Origin of the sequence: Isoptericola sp. NPDC056605 (genome assembly GCF_042792795.1) — a bacterium.
Taxonomy (GTDB): Bacteria; Actinomycetota; Actinomycetes; order Actinomycetales; family Cellulomonadaceae; genus Isoptericola.
This window is the reverse complement of the sequence record NZ_JBHTVT010000001.1, coordinates 108,775-130,465: the sequence shown is the minus strand read 5'-3', so window position 1 is coordinate 130,465 and position 21,691 is coordinate 108,775. Positions and strand designations below refer to the sequence as shown.

Annotated in this window: 17 protein-coding genes; 7 read left to right on the top strand and 10 right to left on the bottom strand. The window is 75.3% G+C overall.

Annotated elements, in window-relative coordinates:
* The 3 genes from ACFQ8Y_RS00520 (at position 1) to ACFQ8Y_RS00510 (ending at position 3,738) form a co-directional block, all read left to right on the top strand.
* The gene (locus tag ACFQ8Y_RS00520; protein WP_430584250.1) at positions 1-1,503 is read left to right on the top strand and encodes a polysaccharide lyase 6 family protein; all 1,503 of its coding nucleotides are present in this window, start codon (positions 1-3) and stop codon (positions 1,501-1,503) included.
* Positions 1,504-1,570: 67 nt separating this feature from the next.
* On the top strand, positions 1,571-2,551 hold the full coding sequence (locus tag ACFQ8Y_RS00515) for an acetylxylan esterase (protein WP_430584249.1): 981 nt from the start codon (positions 1,571-1,573) through the stop codon (positions 2,549-2,551).
* Positions 2,548-3,738, top strand: a complete 1,191-nt coding sequence (locus ACFQ8Y_RS00510) for an MFS transporter (protein ID WP_430584248.1) — start codon at positions 2,548-2,550, stop codon at positions 3,736-3,738. The genes ACFQ8Y_RS00515 and ACFQ8Y_RS00510 overlap by 4 nt, the downstream gene beginning before the upstream one ends.
* A 34-nt stretch (positions 3,739-3,772) precedes the next feature.
* On the opposite strand, the gene ACFQ8Y_RS00505 is transcribed toward ACFQ8Y_RS00510, so the two are convergent.
* Positions 3,773-4,714, bottom strand: coding sequence for a DUF1254 domain-containing protein (locus tag ACFQ8Y_RS00505; protein WP_430584247.1), 942 nt, complete (start codon positions 4,712-4,714; stop codon positions 3,773-3,775).
* Between the two features lie 214 nt (positions 4,715-4,928).
* On the opposite strand from ACFQ8Y_RS00505, the gene ACFQ8Y_RS00500 reads away from it, so the two are divergent.
* From ACFQ8Y_RS00500 to ACFQ8Y_RS00485, 4 genes are all read left to right on the top strand, one after another.
* Complete coding sequence (locus ACFQ8Y_RS00500; RefSeq protein ID WP_430584246.1) at positions 4,929-5,918, top strand: NADP-dependent oxidoreductase; 990 nt, start codon at positions 4,929-4,931, stop codon at positions 5,916-5,918.
* 58 nt (positions 5,919-5,976) lie between these two features.
* Positions 5,977-6,627, top strand: coding sequence for a type A chloramphenicol O-acetyltransferase (gene catA, locus ACFQ8Y_RS00495; RefSeq protein ID WP_430584245.1), 651 nt, complete (start codon positions 5,977-5,979; stop codon positions 6,625-6,627).
* Positions 6,628-6,755: 128 nt separating this feature from the next.
* Positions 6,756-9,428 (top strand): phosphoenolpyruvate carboxylase, encoded by a 2,673-nt coding sequence (locus tag ACFQ8Y_RS00490; protein ID WP_430584536.1) that lies wholly within the window; start codon positions 6,756-6,758, stop codon positions 9,426-9,428.
* A gap of 55 nt (positions 9,429-9,483) precedes the next feature.
* Positions 9,484-10,173: a VOC family protein gene (locus ACFQ8Y_RS00485; RefSeq protein WP_430584244.1), complete on the top strand. Its 690-nt coding sequence runs from the start codon at positions 9,484-9,486 to the stop codon at positions 10,171-10,173.
* Here ACFQ8Y_RS00485 and ACFQ8Y_RS00480 read toward each other — a convergent pair whose 3' ends face one another.
* The 9 genes from ACFQ8Y_RS00480 to ACFQ8Y_RS00440 all read right to left on the bottom strand — a co-directional run bounded on the left by ACFQ8Y_RS00480 (position 10,174) and on the right by ACFQ8Y_RS00440 (position 21,621).
* Positions 10,174-11,148 carry a 5'-3' exonuclease H3TH domain-containing protein gene (locus tag ACFQ8Y_RS00480; RefSeq protein ID WP_430584535.1) on the bottom strand — a complete coding sequence of 325 codons (975 nt, stop codon included), beginning with the start codon at positions 11,146-11,148 and terminating at the stop codon, positions 10,174-10,176.
* Positions 11,149-11,193: 45 nt separating this feature from the next.
* A complete protein-coding gene (locus ACFQ8Y_RS00475) occupies positions 11,194-11,586 on the bottom strand; it encodes a fluoride efflux transporter FluC (protein WP_430549061.1) in 393 nt (130 codons plus the stop codon).
* Positions 11,583-12,029 (bottom strand): fluoride efflux transporter FluC, encoded by a 447-nt coding sequence (locus ACFQ8Y_RS00470; RefSeq protein ID WP_430584243.1) that lies wholly within the window; start codon positions 12,027-12,029, stop codon positions 11,583-11,585. The genes ACFQ8Y_RS00475 and ACFQ8Y_RS00470 overlap by 4 nt, the downstream gene beginning before the upstream one ends.
* Positions 12,026-12,478 (bottom strand): universal stress protein, encoded by a 453-nt coding sequence (locus ACFQ8Y_RS00465; RefSeq protein ID WP_430549059.1) that lies wholly within the window; start codon positions 12,476-12,478, stop codon positions 12,026-12,028. The genes ACFQ8Y_RS00470 and ACFQ8Y_RS00465 overlap by 4 nt, the downstream gene beginning before the upstream one ends.
* Positions 12,479-12,506: 28 nt before the next feature.
* On the bottom strand, positions 12,507-13,721 hold the full coding sequence (locus ACFQ8Y_RS00460) for a cation:proton antiporter (RefSeq protein ID WP_430549058.1): 1,215 nt from the start codon (positions 13,719-13,721) through the stop codon (positions 12,507-12,509).
* Positions 13,722-13,723: 2 nt separating this feature from the next.
* Positions 13,724-15,022, bottom strand: a complete 1,299-nt coding sequence (locus tag ACFQ8Y_RS00455; protein ID WP_430584242.1) for an AI-2E family transporter — start codon at positions 15,020-15,022, stop codon at positions 13,724-13,726.
* Between the two features lie 48 nt (positions 15,023-15,070).
* Positions 15,071-16,153, bottom strand: a complete 1,083-nt coding sequence (locus ACFQ8Y_RS00450) for a sigma-70 family RNA polymerase sigma factor (protein ID WP_430563523.1) — start codon at positions 16,151-16,153, stop codon at positions 15,071-15,073.
* Between the two features lie 89 nt (positions 16,154-16,242).
* The gene (locus ACFQ8Y_RS00445) at positions 16,243-18,642 is read right to left on the bottom strand and encodes a SpoIIE family protein phosphatase (protein ID WP_430549055.1); all 2,400 of its coding nucleotides are present in this window, start codon (positions 18,640-18,642) and stop codon (positions 16,243-16,245) included.
* Positions 18,643-18,666: 24 nt separating this feature from the next.
* Positions 18,667-21,621 carry an AAA family ATPase gene (locus ACFQ8Y_RS00440; protein WP_430584241.1) on the bottom strand — a complete coding sequence of 985 codons (2,955 nt, stop codon included), beginning with the start codon at positions 21,619-21,621 and terminating at the stop codon, positions 18,667-18,669.
* Positions 21,622-21,691 lie beyond the last annotated feature (70 nt).

Below are 21,691 nucleotides of genomic sequence, written 5' to 3'. Positions count from 1 at the left end.
ATGAAGAAGCACCTCGCGCTGCCTCTCGCCCTCGCGCTCGGGCTCTCCCTCGGCTGCGCGGCGCCCGCGCTCGCCGAGACCCCGGCCCCCGCCGTCGGCGCGGGCTCCTCGCCCGCAGCCGCGGACGACGCCGACCCCGCGCCGCTGCGCACCGTCCGCGTGGGCACCAGCGCCGAGCTGGCGGCCGCGTTCAAGGCGGCCCTGCCCGGCGACCGCATCGTGCTGGCCGACGGCGAGTACACGATGGTCAAGCTGGCCGACAAGGCGGGCACCGCCGACGCGCCGGTCGTCGTGGAGGCCGCCGCCCTCGGCGGCGCGGTCGTCACGAGCGGCCAGCTGGAGGTCGCGCGGTCCAGCCACGTCGTGGTGCGCGGGCTGACCTTCCGGAACGCCACCACGCTGAAGATCACGGCGTCCACCCACGTGCGGTTCACGCGCAACGACGTCGCGCTGACGTTCGAGCCGCCGGCCGACCCGACGTCGTCGCGGCACTGGCTGCAGATCTCGGGGGAGGGCAGCGGCTACCACCGCATCGACCACAACTCCTTCCACGACAAGACGCTGATGGGCAACTACGTCACCGTGTACGGCGGGGCCACGCAGATCTCCCAGCACGACCGCATCGACCACAACTGGTTCGGGGACAGCCCCGCGCAGCCGGTCAACGGCGGCGAGGCGATCCGGCTCGGCGTCTCCGCGCTGTCGGACTCCAGCTCGTTCGCCGTCGTCGAGCACAACCTGTTCGAGAACACCGACTCCGACCCGGAGATCGTCTCGATCAAGAGCGACGACAACACCGTGCGGTTCAACACGGTGCGCCGGTCGGCCGGCGCGTTCGTCGCCCGGCGCGGCGACCGCAACGTCATCCAGGGCAACGTCTTCCTCGGCGAGGGCAAGCCCGGCACCGGCGGTGTGCGGCTGTACGGCGACGACCAGCTCGTGTTCGACAACTACTTCGAGGGCCTCCGCGGGTCCGGGTACACGGCCGCCCTCCAGATCGACGGCGGCGACGTGGACGGCTCCGGCGCGACGTCGGCGCACTGGCGGGTGCACCGCGCGACCGTCGTCCACAACACCTTCGTGGACAACGCCGCGACCATCGAGGTCGGCGCGAACTACCTCTACCCGCCGGTCGACTCCGTCGTGGCCGACAACCTCGTCGTCGGCTCGGCCGGCCCGCTCTTCGTGGAGCACAAGCAGCCCGCGGGGATCACGTACTCCGGGAACCTCGCGTACCCGACCGGTGCCGCGACCGTCGGGCTCGACGTCGGGCCGCGCGAGGTCCGCGTCGCCGACCCTCGGCTCGTCCGCGCCGACGGGCTGTGGCGGCTGCGCCCCGGCCCGGCCACGAACGCCGCGGTCGGCTCGTACCCGTTCCTCGTCGACGACATGGACGGGCAGCCGCGCGACCGGCGGCCCGACGTCGGCGCCGACGAGGTGTCCGACGCGCCCGTGAGCCGGACGCCCCTCGAGCGGTCCGACGTCGGCCCCGCCGCGCCCTGACGCCGGAACCGCCGCGCCGACCCGCACCAGCCACGACCCGCACCAGCCACGACCCAGGAGCACCCGCATGGCCTTCTTCGACAAGCCCCTCGACGACCTGCGTGCCTACCGCCCGGAGCCCGAGGAGCCCGCGGACTTCGACGCGTTCTGGAAGCAGACGCTCGATACCGCGGCGGCCGCCGCCACCGCGCCGGAGCAGGTGCCGTTCGACGCCGGGCTCGCCACCGTCGAGGTGCGCGACGTGACGTTCTCCGGCTGGGCGGGCCAGCCGGTCAAGGCGTGGCTGCTGCTCCCGCGCGAGCGCTCCGGGCCGCTGCCCGCCGTCGTGCAGTACATCGGGTACAACGGCGGGCGCGGCGTCCCGTGGGAGTGGCTCACGTGGTCCGCGGTCGGGTACGCGCACCTGGTCATGGACAACCGGGGCCAGGGGGGCGGCGGCAAGACGACCGCCGACACCGCGGACGTCGCGCCCGAGGGGCACGGGTCGTCGTCGCCCGGCTTCCTCACCCGCGGCATCGAGGACCCGGCCAAGCACTTCTACCGGCGCCTCATCACCGACGCCGTGCGCGCCGTCGACGCCGTCAAGGCGCTGCCCGAGGTCGATCCCACCCGGGTCGCGGTGCTCGGCGGCAGCCAGGGCGGCGGGCTCGCGCTCGCCGTCGCCGGCCTGCGCGACGACCTCGCCGGGGTGATCGCCGACGTCCCCTTCCTCAGCCACTACCGGCGGGCGTCGCAGATCACCGACGAGGGCCCGTACTCCGAGATCGCCCGCTACCTCAAGGGGCACCGGTTCGAGGTCGAGGACGTGATGCGCACGCTCTCGTACTTCGACGCCACCAACTTCGCCGCGCGCGCCCGCTGCCCCGGCTGGTTCTCCGTCGCGCTCATGGACAAGATCTGCCCGCCGTCCACCGTGTTCGCGGCCTACCACCGGTACGGCGGGCCCGCGCAGATCGAGGTCTTCCCGTACAACGGGCACGAGGGCGGGGCGGCGTACGACATGCCGCGCAAGCTTGCGGCGCTCGCGGGGGTGCTCGGCCCGCGGTGACACCTCCCCGGGGCGCGATGCTCGCCCTGTACGGCAACACGTTCGTCATGGCGACGGGCTTCTACGTGCTCGTGCCGCTGCTCGCCGTGCACCTGGCCGACGGGCTGGGTTTCGGCCTGGCCCTCGTCGGGCTGCTCGCCGGGATCCGCGCCGGTGCGCAGCAGGGGCTCCAGCTCCCGGCCGGGATCCTCGCGGACCGGTGGGGCGTGCGCCGCACCATCGTGGCGGGCGTGCTCGTGCGGGCCGCCGGCTTCGGCGCGCTGGCCCTCGCGACGACGCCGCTCGCGGTGGGCGCCGCGGGGGTCGCCGTCGGCCTCGGAGGGGCCCTCTTCCATCCCGCGTCGTACGCCGCGTACGCGCGGCTCGGCGGCGCCCGGCCCGACGTCTTCGCCCGGCGCGAGGCGTTGAGCAACGCGGGGTTCGTCGTCGGGCCGCTGCTCGGCGGGCTGCTCGTGGCCACCGGGTTCGACGTCGTGTGCTGGGTCGCGGCGGGCCTGTTCCTCGCCGCCGCGCCGCTCACCTGGTTCGGGCTCGGGCGGGCCGCCGAGCCCGACGCCGCCCCTGCCGGTACCGGCGAGCCCGGGGTGCCCGCCGACGCCGCCCCCGCACCGGCCACCGGCGGGATGCGCCGCGAGGCGCGGCGTGCGCTCGTCGCGCTGTGCCTGCTCAACGCCGCCGCGTGGGCGGTCTTCACGCAGCTCCAGCTCGTCGTGCCGCTGCGGCTGGACGCCGTGCTCGGCAGCAGCGTCGGGGTCGGCGCGGTCTACGCGGCGGCGGCCGTCCTCGTCCTGGTCCTCACCGTGCCCGTCACGCGATGGCTGCAGGCGCGGCTGCGGCTGCCCCTGGTGCTCGCGCTCGGGGTCGCGACGATGGGGACGGGCATCGCCGTGCTCGGCGGCGGCCCGGGCGTCGCGTCGCTCGTCGCGGGGATGGTCGTGTTCACGCTCGGGCAGATGGTGTTCCAGCCCGCGATGAGCGCGGTCGTCGCCGCGGGCGCGCCCTCCGCGTCCGTCGCCACCCGGTTCGGCGTCAACGGCCTGGCGCTCGCCGTGGGCGGCGTCGTCGGGTCGTCCGTCGTGGGTGCGCTGCTCGCCGGGCCGCTCGCCCACGGTGGGTGGGCGTGGGCGGGCTTCGCGCTCGCCGGCGCCGCTGTCGCCGTCGGCTACGGCCGCGTCCGGGTCGGCTGAGCGGCCGACCCCGGACCGCGGGCCTCGGCGGGAGTCAGGCGGGCACGACGGGCGGGACCGTCCAGGTGGCGAGCTCGTCGAGCCGCGGTCGGTACAGGCGGACGGTGAAGTTCCACCCCTCGGGCAGCGGGATGCGGTGGGGCGTGTCGTCGGGCCAGTCGCCGAGGTGGATCGTGACACGGCCGTCCGGGTCCGGCGTCGCGAAGACGGAGTTCACGTTGGTCAGGCCGCTCGGGCCGGGCTCGAAGTAGCCGTCGGCGTTGTAGACGCTGAGGGACCAGAACGCGTCGGCGGGGACGTCGTCGAACGTGATCGTGTACCGGCCCACCGGGAGCCGCGGCTCGACGTTCAGGTACGACGCCTCGGCGTCGGGCAGGCCGCCCCACCCGAGCGCCGTGCCGACGAGGTGCCGCACCGGGTCGACGTCCTCCGCCCGGCCGAAGCAGTGCTCGAGGCCGCCCATCGTGCGGCCGAGGGTGAGCAGGGCCCCGCGCACCTCCTGATGGCTGGCCGGGTCGTAGTCGGGGCGCACGAACTCGCGCTGCTCGGCGGTGGCGAGGGCGAGCCCGTCCTGGAGGCGGTGCACCTCCTCGACGTCGGCGGGGCTCGTCGGGTCGAAGAGCGTCCGCGCCGCCACGACCACGTAGTCCGTGCCGAACTCGTCACGGGAGAGGACGGACGAGCCAGCCTTGTGAAAAACCCGGTTGATGTAGTGGTCCTGGTTGATCACCATCACCGACAGGTACCGGTCGCCGACCTCGGGCACCGTCAGCGTCGCGTCTCCCGCGCCCAGGTCGACGACCGCCACCGAGTACAGCGTGTCCCGGTTCTGCCGGATCACCGGCTGCTCGTCGAGCGGAGCGAGGGCGCGGTCGTGGTGGAAGATGCCGAGGCCGCCCACCATCGGCAGCATCCTCGCGATCATCGTGTCCGTCTCCGCGCGGGCGAAGTTGTCGATGCTGACCTGGACGGCCATGGCCGTACCTCCTCGGGGGTGCGGGCGACGTCCCGCGGGGAGCTGCGGGACGTGGGGTGCGTCACGACGGCCGGGCCCCGCCGCAGGTGGCGCTGCCTGGTCGCGGTGTCACGCTATGGGGGCGCGGCCCGCGGCGCGCGCCGGACGCCGGGGGCGGTCGCCCGGTGGCGAGGGCCGGGCCACCGACGGAGGGGGACGAAGGATGCAGGGGTACGTGCTGAGGCGCTACGGCCACCCGGGCGTGATGGAGCTGCGCGAGGTGCCGCGCCCGGTCGCAGGGCCCGGCGAGGTGCTGGTCCGGGTGCGCGCCGCGGGCCTGAACCCGATCGACTTCAAGACGCGCGACGGCGGCCTGCGGGTCATCACCCGGCTCCGCCTGCCTCTGGTGGCGGGCAGCGAGCTGGCCGGTGAGGTGGCGGCCGTGGGCGCCAGGGTCACCCGGTTCGCGGTGGGGGACCGGGTCTTCGCGCGGGTCGACAAGCGGCGGCTGGGCGCGTTCGCCGAGTACGCCGCCGTGCACGAGAGCCTGGTGGCGGCGATGCCCGCGTCGCTCGGGTTCGTCGAGGCCGCGTCGCTGCCCCTCGCGGGGCTGACCGCGTTGCAGGCCCTGCGTGACGAGCTGAAGGTGGCGCCCGGCGACCGGGTGCTCGTCACCGGCGGGGCGGGCGGCGTCGGCACCCTCGCGATCCAGCTCGCGGTATGGCTCGGCGCCGAGGTGACGACGACGGCGTCCGCCCGCGGCGCGGCCCTCGTGCGCTCGCTCGGCGCCGCACGGGTGGTGGACTACCGCGCCGAGCGGTTCGCCGACGTCCTGCACGACTACGACGGCGTGCTCGACCTCACCGGCGGCCAGGACCTCACCGACGCCTTCACCATCCTCCGGCCGGGCCGCACGGTCGTCTCGGTCGCCGGCCTCCCGGACGCCACGACGGCGCGCGTCGACCTGGACGCCGGACCCCTCAAGGCGGCCCTCCTGTGGGCGGCCAGCACCGCGATCCGCCGCCGGGCCCGGCACGCGGGCGTGCGCTACCGCTATCTCTTCATGCACCCGAGCGGTGCGGACCTCGCCACCCTGGCCGACCTGGTCGACGGCGGCCACGTGCGCCCCGTCGTCGACCGGACCTTCCCGTTCGCCGACATCGCCCGCGCGTTCGCCTACCTGGAGCGCGGGCGTGCCAAGGGCAAGGTCGTCGTCGAGCTGTAGGCCGGGCGCCCGCGAAAAGACCTGCGCCGCAGGGCGGCCCCGCTGAGACGCTGGGCGCATGGAGACCCCCGCGCCGATCGACCTGGACACCTGGCCGCGCCGACAGCACTTCGAGCACTACCGGGCGTCGCCGTGCACGTACGCGATGACGGTGGAGCTGGACGTGACGGCGTTCGCGGCGGCGCTGCGCGCGTCGTCGCGCCGGACGTACCTCGCTCAGGTGTGGGCGCTGGCGACGGTCGTGAACCGGCACGACGAGTTCCGCCTGGTCCTCACGGACGACGGCGCGCCCGCGGTCTGGCCGATGGTGCACCCGGCGTTCACGGTGTTCCACGTGGAACGGGAGACGTTCTCGTGCGTCTGGGCGCCCTACGACGCCGACTTCGGCGCGTTCCACGACACGGCGGCCGCGGTGCTGGCCGAGCACGGGGACTCGACGGAGCTCTTCCCGCAGGGCGCGCCGCCGCCGAACGCGTTCGACGTGTCCAGCCTGCCGTGGGCGTCGTTCACCGGCTTCACCCTGAACATCCGGGACGCCTGGAACCACCTCGCGCCGATCGTCACCCTGGGCCGGTACGTCGAGCGGGACGGCCGGCTGCTGCTGCCCGTCGCGGTGCAGGTCCACCATGCGGCCGCCGACGGCTTCCACACGGCGCGCCTGGTGAACGAGCTGCAGGACCTCCTCGGCGACCCGTCGTGGGTGGGCTGAGCCACACTCCAGGGGGTCACCTGCCGGACGGCCGGGCGCCCGGTCGGCGAGACGGCTTACCCTCTAGTCCCGTGAGCGAGAACCTGGGATCCACCGGCTCGATCGAACGCGTGGTGGCGCGCCACGAGATGCCCGACCCGCTGCGGGACGACATCCGCCTCCTGGGCGGGCTGCTCGGTTCCGTGCTGAAGGAGGCGGGCGGGCAGAGCCTGCTCGACGACGTCGAGCGTCTCCGCGGCCTGACCATCCGCGCCTACGGGGCGGACGACGGCGGCGCGACGCTGGCGGAGGCGGCCGAGGTCGTGGCCGGCTTCACGCCGGAGCGCGCCGAGCAGGTGGCGCGTGCCTTCACCTGCTACTTCCACCTGGCGAACCTCGCGGAGGAGTACCACCGGGTGCGCGTGCTGCGGGCGCGGGAGTCGGACGCCGCATCGGGCGTCGTCATCGAGGACTCCCTGCCGCAGGCGTTCACCCAGCTCGCGGAGGAGGTCGGCCGCGACGAGGCGCTGCGCCGCCTGGGCGAGATCGAGTTCCGCCCCGTGCTGACCGCGCACCCCACCGAGGCGCGCCGCCGCGCCGTCTCGGGCGCCGTCCGCCGCATCTCCGCGCTGGTCGCGGACCGCGACACGATGCGCCCCGGCGGCACCACGCTCGCCGAGAACGAGCGCCGCCTGCTCGCCGAGATCGACACCATGTGGCGCACGTCGCCGATCCGCGCCCACAAGCCGTCCGTGCTGGACGAGGTGAAGACCGCGATGGGCGTCTTCGACGCCACGATGTTCTCCACCTTCCCCGAGGTGTACCGCCGCCTCGACGACTGGCTGCTCGACGGCGAGGCCGGCAGCGTCCCGCCCGTCGCCCGCCCGTTCGTCCACCTCGGTTCCTGGATCGGCGGCGACCGCGACGGCAACCCGAACGTCACCGCCGAGGTCACCCGCCAGGCCGCGACCCTCGCCGCCGAGCACGCGCTCGGCGCGCTCGAGAAGGCGGCGGTCGAGACGGGGCGCAAGCTCACGCTCGACGAGGAGGGCACGCCGGCGTCGGCCGAGCTCAGGTCGCTGTGGCAGCGGATGCGGCAGCTCTCCGACGAGCTCGTCACCCGCGCGGCCGCCGACTCGCCCAACGAGCCGCACCGGGCCGCCGTCCTCGCGATCGCCGGTCGGGTCGCCGCGACCCGCCGCCGCGACGCCGACCTCGGGTACCGGGAGCCGGAGGAGCTCGTCGCCGACCTGGAGGTCGTGCAGCGCTCGCTCGTCGAGGCCGGCGCCCCGCGCGCCGCGTACGGCGACCTGCAGAAGCTCGTGTGGCAGGTGCAGACCTTCGGGTTCCACCTCGCCGAGCTGGAGGTGCGCCAGCACTCGCAGGTGCACGCCGCCGCCCTCGCCGAGATCGACGAGAAGGGCATCCACGGCGACCTCTCCGAGCGCACGGTCGAGGTGCTCGACACCTACCGCGCCCTCGGCGCCGTGCAGAAGCGGTTCGGCATCCGCGCCGCGCGCCGCTACATCGTGTCCTTCACCCAGGCGCCCGAGCACCTGGCCGCCGTCTACCGGCTCGCCGCGCTCGCGTTCGAGGGCTCCGACGACGCCCCCGTCGTCGACGCCGTCCCGCTGTTCGAGACCTTCGACGACCTGGAGAACTCGGTCGACATCCTCGAGGCGATGCTGGAGTTCCCCGAGGTGCAGCGTCGCCTCGCGGAGAACGGCCGCCGCGTCGAGGTCATGCTCGGCTACTCCGACTCGTCGAAGGACGTCGGCCCGGTCGCGGCGACCCTCGCCCTGCACAAGGCGCAGTCGCGGATCGCCGAGTGGGCGCAGCGCCACGACATCACGCTCACCCAGTTCCACGGCCGCGGCGGCTCGCTCGGCCGCGGCGGCGGCCCCGCCAACCGCGCGGTGCTCGCACAGCCGCCGCACTCGGTGGACGGCCGGTTCAAGCTCACCGAGCAGGGCGAGGTCATCCTCGCCCGCTACGGCGACCCGACCATCGCCGCGCGCCACATCGAGCAGGTCGCCGCGGCGACGCTGCTCGCCTCGGCGCCGACGGTGGAGAAGCGCAACGCCGACGCCCGGGAGCGGTTCGCGCCTCTGGCGGCCACCCTCGACGAGACGTCGCGCGCCGCGTTCCACGGTCTCGTGAAGTCCGAGGGCTTCCCGCAGTGGTTCTCGCAGGTCACGCCGCTGGAGGAGGTCGGCCTGCTGCCGATCGGCTCCCGTCCCGCCAAGCGCGGCCTGTCGGTCAACTCGCTCGACGACCTGCGCGCCATCCCGTGGGTGTTCTCCTGGTCGCAGGCGCGCATCAACCTCGCGGGCTGGTTCGGCCTCGGCACCGCGCTGCGCTCGGCCGGCGAACAGCCGGGCGGGCTGGAGGAGCTCCAGGCCGCGTACCGCGAGTGGCCCCTGTTCACCACGCTGCTCGACACCGTGGAGATGGGCCTCGCCAAGACGCAGGAGGACATCGCCGCGCAGTACCTGGGCCTCGGCGACCGCGACGACCTCGCGGAGCTCGTGCTCGGCGAGCTGCGGCTCACCCGCGAGTGGGTGCTGCGCGTCACCGGCAACGAGTGGCCGCTCGCCAACCGCCGCGTCCTGGGCCGCGCGGTGCAGCTGCGCTCGCCGTACGTCGACGCGCTGTCGCTGCTCCAGGTCCGCGCCCTGCGCGCGCTGCGCAGCCAGGGCGTCAGCGAGGGCCTCACGGTGGACGACGGCGAGTGGGTGGACGGCGGCCACAAGGACCGCTGGCAGCACCTGCTGCTGCTCACCGTGAACGGCGTCTCCGCCGGCCTGCAGAACACCGGCTGATCTCGGCGACCGATCGGCGACACGAGGCTCATGGCCCCGGGCTACGCTCCCGGCCATGAGCCTCGTGACGTTCAAGGACCTGTGCGTCGACGCCGTCGACGCGGCCGCGCTGGGAGAGTTCTGGGCCCGCACGCTGGGCCTGCGGGTGGAGCCGCTGGACGTCGGTGACGTCGTGCTGCGCGACCCGGGCGCCGAGCCGGTGGCGGAGCGGACGATCTGGGTGAACACCGTGCCGGAGGCGCAGACGGTGAAGCACCGCGTGCACCCCGACGTGCGCGCCCTGTCGCTCGACGAGTTCCCCGACCGGCCCCGCCTGACCGAGCCCGGTCAGTACCACTACACGACGTTGGCCGACCCCGAGGGCGGCGAGCTCTGCGTCTTCACGGCCGACGAGGTGCCGGACTACCGGCTCAAGGACGTCGTCGTCGACTGCGCGGACTACCGGAGGGTCGCGGCGTTCTGGCACGAGCTGCTGGGCGGCACGCTCACGCAGGACGACGACATGGACTACGCCTACCTCGACGAGGGCGCCGGCGTCCCGTTCGAGTCGTTCGACTTCGTCCCCGTGCCCGAGCCCAAGACGGTCAAGAACCGCTGGCACTGGGACGTCACACTGGACGACGGGGCCACCCTCGACGACCTCGTCGCCCGCGGCGCGCGCGTGCTGCGCGCGCAGGACGACGAGATCGGCTGGACCGTCATGGCCGACCCCGAGGGCAACGAGTTCTGCGTCTTCCAGCCCTGATCAGGCGCGGGCGGCGAGGGCCGTGAGCACGCGGTCCACGCTGGACCGGATGCCCCAGCGCTCGGCGAGGGCGTCGAGCGCCTCGGGGTCCTTCGGCGCACGCGGCAGGGCGTCGTCGACCTCGCCGACGGGGGCGTCGTGCGCGACCTGCACCACCGTGGGGGCGACGTCGAGGTAGGCGGCGGCGTCGAGCAGCTTCTGCCGCTGGGTGGGGCTGATCCCCTTCGCGCCGTGCTCGGCGGCCGCGCGGAGGCCGGCCAGGTCGCCGAACGCGGCGAGCAGCTTGGCGGCCGTCTTCTCCCCGATGCCCGGCACGCCGGGCAGGCCGTCGGACGGGTCGCCGCGCAGCGTCGCCATGTCGGCGTACGCCTGCCCGCTCGGCACGCCGTACTTCTCGGCGAGCCTCGCCTGGTCGACGACGTCGGGGTCGCGCACGCCCCGCGCCGGGTACAGCACGCGCACGCCGGCCGCGTCGTCGACGAGCTGGAACAGGTCGCGGTCGCCGGTGACGATGTCGACGCTGGCGGGCATCACCATCCCGACGGCGCCCGCCACGGGAAGCGCGGTCGCGGCGCTGCGGGCCACCTCGCGGGTGACCAGGGTGCCGATGACGTCGTCGGCCTCGAAGCCCGGCGCGCCCACGCGGGCGATGCCGAGCGCGGCCAGCACGTCGACGATCACGGGGACCTGCGGGGTGAGCGCGTCGGGCACCTCCTCGACGTCCGGCTCGCCGGCGGGCGTGACCGCGGCGACCCGGTGCTCCTTGTAGGACCCGATCGCGTCGACGCGGAACGCCGGCCGCCAGTCCTCGTCCCAGCACGCCACGAGCCGGTCCGGCCCGTGCTCCGTGACGAGGAACGCGATCATGTCGAGCAGGCCGCGCACCGCGTTGACGGGCTTGCCGTCGGGGGAGCGCAGCGAGTCGGGCAGGCCGTAGAAGGCACGGAAGTACAGGCTCGCGGAGTCCAGCAGCATGAGGCTCACCGGGTCAGCGTGCCACAGGCCCCCGACCGCGACGCCTCAGAGCAGGAGGCCGAGGCCGATGCCGACGACGACGGCGGCGAGCGTGAGCGCCATGGTGCCGAGCGCGTTGGCCACGGCCAGCCGACGCCGGCCGGAGCGGGCGAGGCGGACGGTCTCGACCATCGCCGTCGAGAAGGTGGTGTAGCCGCCGCAGAACCCGGTCGCGACGCCGAGGCGCCAGGGTTCGAGGTGCTCCGGGTCGCCGGCGCCGAGCAGCACGCCGGTGACCAGTCCGATGAGCAGCGAGCCGGACACGTTCACCACCACCGTGGCCCACGGGAACGCGGCACCGGGGGTCCGGGCTCGCACCGCGCCGTCGACGACGAACCGGGCGGCGGCGCCCAGCCCGCCCGCCACGGCGACGAGCAGCAGGGTCACGGCGGCGCTCATCGCGAGCTCCGACCCGAGCGCCGGCCCGAGCCGAGCAGCACGCCGCCGAGGCAGGCGAGGTACCCGAGCACGAGCGTGCCGCCCGCGTACGCGAACCCCTGGGCGACGTCGCCGGCGGCGAGCAGACGCTCCGTCTCGAGCGCGAGCGACGAGAAGGTCGTGAACCCGCCCAGCACGCCGGTGCCCACGGCCAGGCGGACCCGCTGCACGGCGGGCGTCTCCGGCCCGCGGGCGGCGAGGGACTCCAGCAGCCAGCCCAGCACGAAGGCGCCGAGCACGTTGGCGGCGAAGGTCGCGACCGGCCACCCGTCGACGGCGGGCCACGCCCGCGACAGGCCGAACCGGGCCGCGGTGCCGACGGCGCCTCCGGCCGCGACCAGCGCGACCAGCCCGGGCCGCCGGTGCGCGGGCCGGGTGCGGGCGGGCGGGCTGCCCGCCGTCACGACGCGTCGCCCGCGTGCTGGTCGGGCAGCACGACCACCGGCCGCGGCTGGTCGTGGACGAGGTGCCCCGCGACGGTGCCGCCGACCAGGTGCGTGGCCCAGCCGCGCACGCCGGGCCGCCGGGCGCCCACGACGATCAGGACGGCGTCGTGGGCGGCCGCGAGCCGGGCCAGCTCGGCAGCGGGGTCGCCGGCGGTGCGCTCGAGCCGCCAGCGCACGGGGCTGTCGGCCAGCGCGGCGGCGACGGCGGCGCTCAGCTCGCCGTCGTCGGCGGGGGAGCCGGCGTCGGGGTCCACCGGCACGACGGCGCCGGACGGCTGGCGCACCGACGCCTCGTCCACGGCCACGCACACCAGCTCCGTGCCGAGCGCGGCGGCCAGGTCGGCGGCGCGCCGGGGCACGCTCGGATGGTGGTCGTGGGGCACCCCCACCAGCACCGGACCGGTCATGCCGCCATCGTAGGCAGCGTGCGGGCGGTCAGCCCGACCGGTCCAGGACCGGCAGCCCGTCGTCGTCCAGCCGCTCCAGGTCGTCGGAGCGCACGCCGAGGAGCTTCGCCACGGGCGTGCCGGTGAACCCGTAGACGATCGCGGTGAGCAGCACGACGCCGAAGATCACGGGCACGAGCTGGGGGAACGGCTCGTCGGCGTCCTCGAACCGCAGCGCGAACACGGAGGCGGTGGACGCGGCGACGATGCCGCGCGGCGCCATCCAGCCGATCATCGCGCGCTGCGACCAGGGGAGGCTGGTGCCCAGCGTGGACACCGATGCCACGAGCGGTCGCAGCACCAGCACCAGCAGCGCGACGATCCCGATGGTCGGCAGCGCGTACCGCGCCAGGGCGTCCAGGTCGATCCGTGCCGACAGCACCACGAACAACGAGCCGATGAGCAGCAGCCCGACGTGGGTGCCGAACTCGTGCAGCGGCTCGGTGCGCGCCACCCGCTGGTTCGCCAGCGCGGCGCCGAGGGCGGTGGTGGCGAACAGCCCCGCCTCGTCCTGCCCGGCCTCGGCGAGCGCGTAGGCCCCGAGCGCGAACGCGACCGCGAGCACCACCTCGGTCTCCTTCGGGACCCTGCCGAAGCGGATGAGCAGCACGAGCAGCGCTGCCGCGACGCCGCCGACGACGAGCCCCCACGCGGACGTCAGCAGCAGGCTGGTGGTCTCGGCGTGCAGGACGACGTTCGCCACGGCGAGCGCGACGGTCGCCCCGATGGGGTCGATGAAGATGCCCTCGAACGCGAGCACCGACTCCGCGGGCTGCTTGGGGCGGATGATCGCGAGCAGCGGCCCGACGACGGTGGGCCCGGAGACGATGAGGATGGCACCGATCACCGCGGACCGTCCCCACGACAGGTCGAGGAACAGGTGGGCGATCACCGTCGCGCCCAGGCCGGTGAGCAGCGCGCCGGTGGTGACGAGCCCGAGGACGGGGCGGCGCGCGCCGCCCCGCAGACGGGCGAAGTCGAGCTTGAGCGACTCCTCGAAGAGCAGCAGTCCCACGGCCATCGAGACCAGGGGGAAGAGGGAGTCGCCGAAGACCTCGTCCGGGTCGAGCCACCCGAGCACGGGTCCCACGAGGAGGCCCAGCACGAGCAGCAGCAGGATGGACGGCACCCGCAGGCGCTTGGCCGCGACCTGGCCGGCCACGCCCACGGCGACGACCAGCGCGATCCCTCCGACGAGGTCCATGCTCACTCCTCCGCGCCGTCGCGCCGGCGGGCCTCGGCCTCGCGGGCGGCGCGCTCGCCGGCCTCGAGGTTGCGTCGACGCCGCGACGACCACACGCCCTCGCCGCGGCCGGACGGTTCGTCAGGGTCGTGCAGCAGCGTCGAGTCCACGAGCTCGTGCCGCTGCAGGTAGGTGTTCCCGAGGGCCTGCACGGTCGCGAGGATCGGCAGGGCGAGGAAGGCGCCGAGGGCGCCGAAGACGGCGCCGAACCCGAGGACGCCGACGAACGACACGGCCGGGTTCATCTCCAGCGCCCGGGCGCTGACCTTCGGGGAGAAGATGAGGTTCTCCACCTGCTGGTACGCGACGATGAAGACCAGCACGGCGATCGCCTGCGGCAGCCCCTGCGCGGCGAGCGCGACCGCCACGGGCAGCGCGCCGCCGATGTACGTGCCGATGGTGGGCACGAACTGCGACACGACGCCCGTGAAGACGGCCAGCGGCAGCGCGTACGGCGTCTGCACGATCAGCAGGAAGACGAACGTGAAGACGCTCGACAGGGCGGCGAGCACGACGCGGGAGCTGATGAAGTCGGAGACCTTCACCTGCGTGATCTCCCACAGGGTCAGCACCTCCTGCTGCCGGTCGGGCCGCAGCCACGCGCAGATCGCGGCGCGGAACTTGGGGCCCGCCGCCATGACGTAGTACGTGATCAGCAGGATCGTGGTGATCGCGAACAGGACCCCCACGATCGACGCCCCGATGCTGAGGGCACCCGTGGCGACGTCCTGCCCCCACTGGTCGAGAGCCTGCGCGACGAGGTCGTCCGAGTCGGGGACCGTGACGTCCCAGCGCGCCTCGATGCCCTGCTGGATGCTCGTGTAGAGGTCGGGCAGCGACGCGACGAGCTGGATCAGCTGCTGCACGAACAGGTTGCCGAACAGCGCGAACACCCCGAGCACGACGACGATCGCCCCGCCCAGCGACACGCCCGCGGCCGCGCCGCGGCGCCACCCGTGCCGCACCAGCCACACGACGATCGGCTCGAGCGCGAGCGCGACGAAGAAGGAGATGAGTACGTTGACGGCCAGCCCGCCGAGCTGGCCGAACGCGTACGAGAGGAAGGTGGCGACGAACACGGCCACCACGACCATCGCCAGCGCCCGCGGCAGCCACCGCGGCGGGTTCTTGCTGTCGTGCTGGACGGGACGGACGGAGTCGTCGACCTCGTCGTCGACCTCGTGGTCGACGCGATCGTCCGGCGGGGGCGCGGGCGTCCCGGTGGGGGGCACGCCCTCGGGGTGCGGGGCGTCCGTGGTCATGCGGGCAACGTAGCCCAGCGCGGCCCGCAGGGCGCGCTGGGCCGCAGGTCAGAGGGCGGGCAGCCGGTCGGGCAGGCCGAACCGGGGGAACCAGGTGGCGGTGTCGAGGAACGTCGTGATGCCGGTGATGCGGCCGCTGCCGTCGTCCTCCAGCACGGCGAGCCCCCACGGCGACCAGCCGCCGGTCGGGTCGCGCCGGTACTGGCCGTACGCCATCGAGCCGTTCGCCTGCACGGGCACGCAGCGGGACCCCCGGCAGCCGGCGCCGGGGCCCGTCATCCAGCGGATCACCTCGGAGCGCCCGTGCACCCACATCGTGTACGGCGGCATGTTGAGGACGGCGTCCTCGTGCAGCAGCGCCACCAGGGCGTCCATGTCGTAGCGCTCGAACGCGTCCAGGTACCGCTCGAGCAGCTGCTGGTCGATCTCGGCCCACTGCGGCTCCGGGAGGTCCGCACCCTCGCCGTGGCCGCCCGCCCGGCGCAGGCCCTTGCTGCCGAGGGTGGCACGGGCCCGCTGCAGGGCGCTGTTCACGGACGCGACCGTGGTGTCGAGGAGCGCGGCGACCTCCGCCGCCGACCAGCGCAGCACCTCGCGCAGCACCAGGACGGCGCGCTGCCTGGCCGGCAGGTGCTGGAGCGCGGCCACGAACGCCAGGCGGATCGACTCGCGGCCCACCGCGACGTCGGCCGGGTCGCCCTCGCGCGGCAGGACGGCGTCGTCCGGCACGGGCTCGAGCCACCGGTCCTCGGCGAGCACGTCGCCGAAGTACTGCTCCTCCGCGGGCTGCGGCCCGCCCAGCCCCATCGGGCGCTCCCGCCGCTTGGACGACCCGAGGTGGTCGAAGCACACGTTGGTCGCGATGCGGTACAGCCACGACCGCAGCGACGACCGGCCCTCGAACCGGTCGTACGAGCGCCAGGCGCGCAGCAGCGTCTCCTGCACCGCGTCGTCGGCCTCGAACGCGCCGCCGAGCATGCGGTAGCAGTAGCCGGTGAGCTCGCGCCGGTACGGCTCGAGCAGGGCGCCGACGTCCTCGCCCTCGCCGCCGGACGTGGACGGGGTGGGGGCACCGGTCGCCGTCGCCCGGGGTCGGGGCGGCGCGTCGGGGCGCTGGGCGGTGTGTGTCACGTCTCACACCGTACGACGGACCGCCGACACCCGGGAGGGGTGTCGCCCGGGGCGACCGAGCCGCCCAGGGACGGCGGGCGGGGGCTCGCTCAGCGCCGGTCGTCGCGCAGCACGCGCTCGACCAGGGGGACGGCGCCGGTGGCGGGTGTCGGCGGACGCACGCGCGACACCGTGCCGGTGAGCGGCCGGGCCTCGCGGTCGATCTCGAACCACACCGTCTTGCCCTCGACGACGCCCGAGTGCCGCCCCACGGCGTCGGAGCCGTCGTGCAGCTGCACGCCCCACCGGGACGCGAGGCGGTCCAGGAAGAGCACGCCCCGGCCCGACAGGTCCTGCGGCCGGGGGGACTGCAGCTCCGGCTCGGCGATGCTGCCGTCGCGGACGCCCACGCGCAGGCGGCGGCCGTCCACCTCGACCGTCGCCGTGATCGGCCCGTCGCCGTGCTCCAGCGCGTTGGTCAGCACCTCGCTGGTCAGGAGCATCGCGGTCCGCCGCTGCTCGTCCGACACGTCGCAAGACTCGAGCACGTCGTCCACCCACCGGCGCGCCGGGCCGAGGTCGCTGAGGTCGTCGTCGGCGACGCGCCGCTCCGCCTTCGCGGGCCCGGCCGACGACGGCGGCCCGGACGGGGCGGGGACGCGCACGCGCAGGGCCAGCACCGCGACGTCGTCGCGCTGCGCGTCGCCCACGAGGCCGCGCACCAGAGCGCGGGGGACGGCGGACGTCGCCTCGCCGTGCGCGGAGCGCAGCACCGTCTCCAGGTCGGACAGCCGCTCGTCGCTCGGGACGCCGCGGCGCTCCACCAGCCCGTCCGTGTAGAGCACGAGGGTGTCGCCCGGCAGGAGGCGGGAGGTGCGGTCCACGCGGGGCGTCGTGGGCACCACGCCCAGCAGCAGGTCGGGGGTCTCGGACAGGCGCTCGACCCGGCCGTCGCGGCGCAGCACCATCGGCGGCGGGTGCCCCGCCACCGACCACGTGAGCGTGTAGGCGCGCTCGGGCCGCTCGGCCGGCGGGGAACCCTCGAGGGCCTCCTTCGGGCACGGCGCCGGGTCGCGGTCCAGGCGCGCGACGACGGCGGTCGCCATCGCCCGCGGGCCGAGCCGCGCGTTCGCCTTGTCGAGGCGGGTCAGCAGCCCGGCCGGCGACTCGTCGTGGCTCCACGCGAGCGCCCGCAGCATGGAGCGCAGCTGGCCCATCTGGGCGGCGGCGTGCACGTCGTGGCCCGCGACGTCGCCGATCATGACGATCGCGGTGCCGTCGTCGCGCACCACCGCGTCGTACCAGTCGCCGCCCACCTGGTCGGTGCGCGCGGCGGGGGAGTAGGTGGTCGCGATGTCGAGGTGCGCCACCGTGGGCGGCGCGGTGAGCATCGACTCCTGCAGCGTGGTCGCGACCCGCCGCCGCGCCTCCAGCAGCGCCACCCGCTCCAGCGCGAGCGCCACGTACCGGCTGATCGTCGACTCGAGGGCCGCCGTCTCGGCGTCGTGCTCGCGGGCCTGGTCCCACACGCAGGCGATGACGCCCACGACCATGCCGTTCGACATCACGGGCAGGAACGACCGCGCGCCCTCCGACACGGAGCCCACGGGACCCATCTCGGGGTACGTCGCGACCATCTCCGCGTGGTCGCGGAACCGCAGGGCGGCGCGGCTGCGCACGACGTGCGTGTCGGGCCGGGGCGCGTCGAGACGCGTGCTGCGCAGGGCCGGCTCGCCGGGGTGGTGGTGCCCCACGGTGAAGAACGACAGGTGCCGCCGGTCGGCGTCGACCAGCGCCAGCGACACCCAGCGGGCGCCCGTGCCGGTGCCGATGACGTGCGCGATGGCGTCCTCGACCTCGTCCAGAGTCGTGACGCGCGCGAACCGCTCCGACAGCCCGAGCAGGAACCGCGACCGGCGGTGCGCGCGGAACGCCACCTGCTCGGCCAGCCGTGCGCGCTCCCGCTCCGCGCGCAGCCGCAGCTCGCCCGACGCCGCGGCGGACAGGTCGGCGAGGGTGGCGAGATCCGTCTCGGTCCAGGTCCGCGGCACGGACGACACCGCCCAGAGAGCGCCCACCACGTGTCCGCGGGCGTCCTCGATCGGGTAGCCCGCGTACGCGGCGAGCACCAGGTCGCCGATCGTGTGCCGGCCGGCCACGCGCGGGTCGTCGTCGGCGTCGCCCACGACGAGGGGGGTGCGGGTGCGCGCGACGGTCGCCGTCAGGGGCCGGGGGAGCTCGAGTCGGCGGCTGCGCTGCGCGTCCGCGGGGAACCCGACGGCGCCGGGGAGCGTCTTGACGTCGCCGTCGTCGGTGAGCATGACGACGGCGGCCGCGGGCACGCCGAGCTGTCGGTGCACGAGCCGCGCGATGCGGTCGAACACCTCGTCTGCGACGGGCTCACCGTTGGCCGGGCCGGGCGACGGGCCGGGCACGCGGTCGGAGGCGGGACCGGGCACGGGGCCGGGCGACGGGCCGGACAGGGAGCCGACAGCCTGGGCTTCCGGCACGGGCCCAGTATGGACCTCGAACGGTCAGACGCCGATCAGCCCGCGCCGGTGCGCGACCGCGACCGCCTCCGCCCGCCCGGACACGCCCAGCTTCGCGAGCAGGTTCGACACGTGCACGCTGACCGTCTTCGTGGAGATGTACAGCCGTTCTCCGATCTGCCGGTTGCTCAGCCCCTGCGCCACCAGCACCAGCACCTCCTCCTCGCGCTCCGTGAGGACCGAGGACGTGCGGCGGCCGCCGGGCAGCGGCACGCGGGCGCGGCGGCCCCACGCGTGGATCGCGTCGGCGAGGGGTGCGGCGCCCATGTCGACGGCCTCGCCGAGCGCCTCGGCGGCCTCGACCTCGGCCGCCGGCACGTCGCCGGACGCCCGCAGCGCCTGCGCCCAGCGGAACCGGGACCGCGCCACCTCGTAGCGGTACCCGAAGTCGAACTCCTTGACCGTCGCCTCCCACAGCCCGGGGTCGGCGGGGGCGTCGGTGAGCGCGGCCCGCAGCCGGGAGTGCTCCGCCGCCGCGCGGCTCAGCCACGCCCGGCCCTCGGGGCCGAGACGGCCACCGCGGGGGCGCCCGCGCCGGGCGGTCTCCTGCGCGACGGCGAGGAGGGCGTCGCCGCGGTCGAGCAGCTCCTGCGCGGCGTCGGCGGCGTGGGGGCCGCCCTCCGCGTCCTCCGCGAGCGCCGCCAGCGCCAGCGCGGACAGCCAGATGCGGCCGAGGAAGAACTCGGACCAGGTGGCGCCCAGGTGGGTGGCGACCTCCTCGGCCGTCGTGACCGCCTCGTCGTAGCGGCCGGCCCACGTGAGCGCGTCGGCGTGGGTGCCCCCGGCGATGAGGGCGATCTGCCCGTCGTTCCCCCAGTGCACGCGCATGTCCTGCGCCGCGCCGATCGCGTCGCCGCCCTCGCGGGCGACCTGCGCGTACAGCCCGCCCGCGGCGAGGTACGGCACCACGCTCGCGGGGGCGCCCTCGGGCACCGGCCAGCGGGACAGGTCACCCGTGAGGTAGGCGCGGATCTGCGCGAGGTCGACCATCTCCAGGCCGTACGCGCCCCACGTGACGCCGGTCGAGCGGGCGCGCGCCATGCCGGCGTCGAGCACCTGGGCGGACAGGTCGAGGTGGCCCGCGTAGAAGTGGGTGGCGGCCAGGTTGTACCAGCAGCGCATCTCGGTGCGCAGGTCGCCCGCCACGACGGCGCGCTCCCGGGCACGTTCGAGCAGGTCGGCCGCGGTGTCCGGCGTGCCGACCTCCAGCATGGCGAGCGTCGTGAGGGCGTCGGCCTCGGCGTCGGGGGCGTCGGCCCGGCGGGCGACGTCGACCGCCTGCCGGGCGAACGCGCCCGCCTCGTCGTCGCGGTCGTTGTTGAGCAGCACGCGGGAGTGCACGGCGAGCGTCCACGCGAGCTCGGGGGTCGCGACGTCGTCGGGCACCTCGACGTCGAGGGCGGAGGCGGCGTCGGTCGCGCCGGGCAGCAGCACGTCGAGCGCGCGGGTGGACTGGGTCAGGGCGTCGACGAGGTCCTCCATGTCCAGCACGTACCGCACCAGCACGTGCCGCAGGCGGGCCTGCCGCTCGGGGTCGGCGTCGAGCCCCTCGACGGCACGCCGGGCCAGCTGCTCCGCCCGCGTCGCCTGGCCCGCGGAGCTCGCGGCGGCCGCGGTGTCGAGGGCGACGGTGACCCGGTCGGTGCCGAGCAGCTCCGCGGCGTCCGGCACGGACTCCCACAGGGAGAGCACCTGCTCCAGGTGCCGCACCTCCTCCGCCGGGGCGAGCATCGTGGCCGCGCTGCGGGCGGCGTCGCGGGACGCGACGAGCGCGGCGGGCAGGTCGTGGCCCTCCAGGGCGTGGTGGGCGCGCTTCGCCGCCTTCCCGAGGGCGGGGTCCGCCGTCAGGGCGTCGAGGTAGGCGCGGTGCATGGTGGTGCGCTCGCCCGGCAGCAGGTCGAGGACGAGCGCCTCGGCGACGAGGGCGTGCCGGAACGCGACGTGCTGGCCCTCGACGCGCAGCACCTGCTGTGCCACGGCCTCGCGCAGGGCGGCGTCGGTGGCGCCGGGCGCGTCGAGTCCGGGCAGGCGGGGCGCGGTGGCGCGCAGCAGCGCCTCGTCCACCTGCCGCCCGGCGACGGCGGCGAGGCGCACGAGCTGCTGCACGGCCGGGTCGAGGCGCTGCAGGCGGGCGTGCAGCACGTCGGCCAGGGACCACGGCAGGCCGGTCGAGGACTGGCCCGCGTCGAGCAGCTCCTCGGCGAAGAAGGCGTTGCCGTCCGACCGGCTGCGCACGGCGTCGAACTCGGCCTCGCCGAGGGGCTCGCCGCGGGTGGCGGTGGTGAACTCGCGCAGCTCGTCGGGGGTGAAGGGCGACAGCTCGACGTGCGTCACCGGGCGCTGGCGGTACAGCTCCGCGAGGACGGGGCGCAGGGGGTGGCGGCGGTGCAGGTCGTCGCTGCGGTACGTGGCGACGAGCAGCAGGTGCTCGGACCGCAGCCGGGCGACGACGAACCGCAGCACGTCGCGCGTGGACTCGTCCGCCCAGTGCACGTCCTCGACGATCAGCACGAGCGGTGAGCCCGCCCGGCCGGCGGCGGCGAGGCTGCCCGCGACGCCGTCGAGGAGCTGGAGCCGCTCCGCGTGGTCCGCACCGCCGTCGGCGCCGCCCGCCGGGTCGAGCAGGCGGGCGAGGGCCGGGCGCTCGGCGACCACCTGGGCCACCGCGGGCACGCCGCGCAGCTCGGTCAGCGCCTCCGTGAACGGCAGGTACGGGATGCCGACGTCACCCAGGTCCACGCAGTGCGCGACGACGACGCGCGCCCCGGCGTCGCGCGCGGCGTCCGCGAGGTGCGTGACCAGGCGCGTCTTGCCCACCCCGGCGTCGCCGCCGAGCAGGAGGACGCCGGGCTCGCCCTCCGCGGCGCGCTCCAGCGCGCCGCGGAAGGCGGTGACCTCCTCCTGGCGGGCGATCAGGGGCACCTCGCTGGAACGTCGCACGAGGTGATCGTCCCACCGGCCGCCCACACCCGCCGCCGGTTTTCCGTGCTCGCGGACCCGCTCCGTCGCC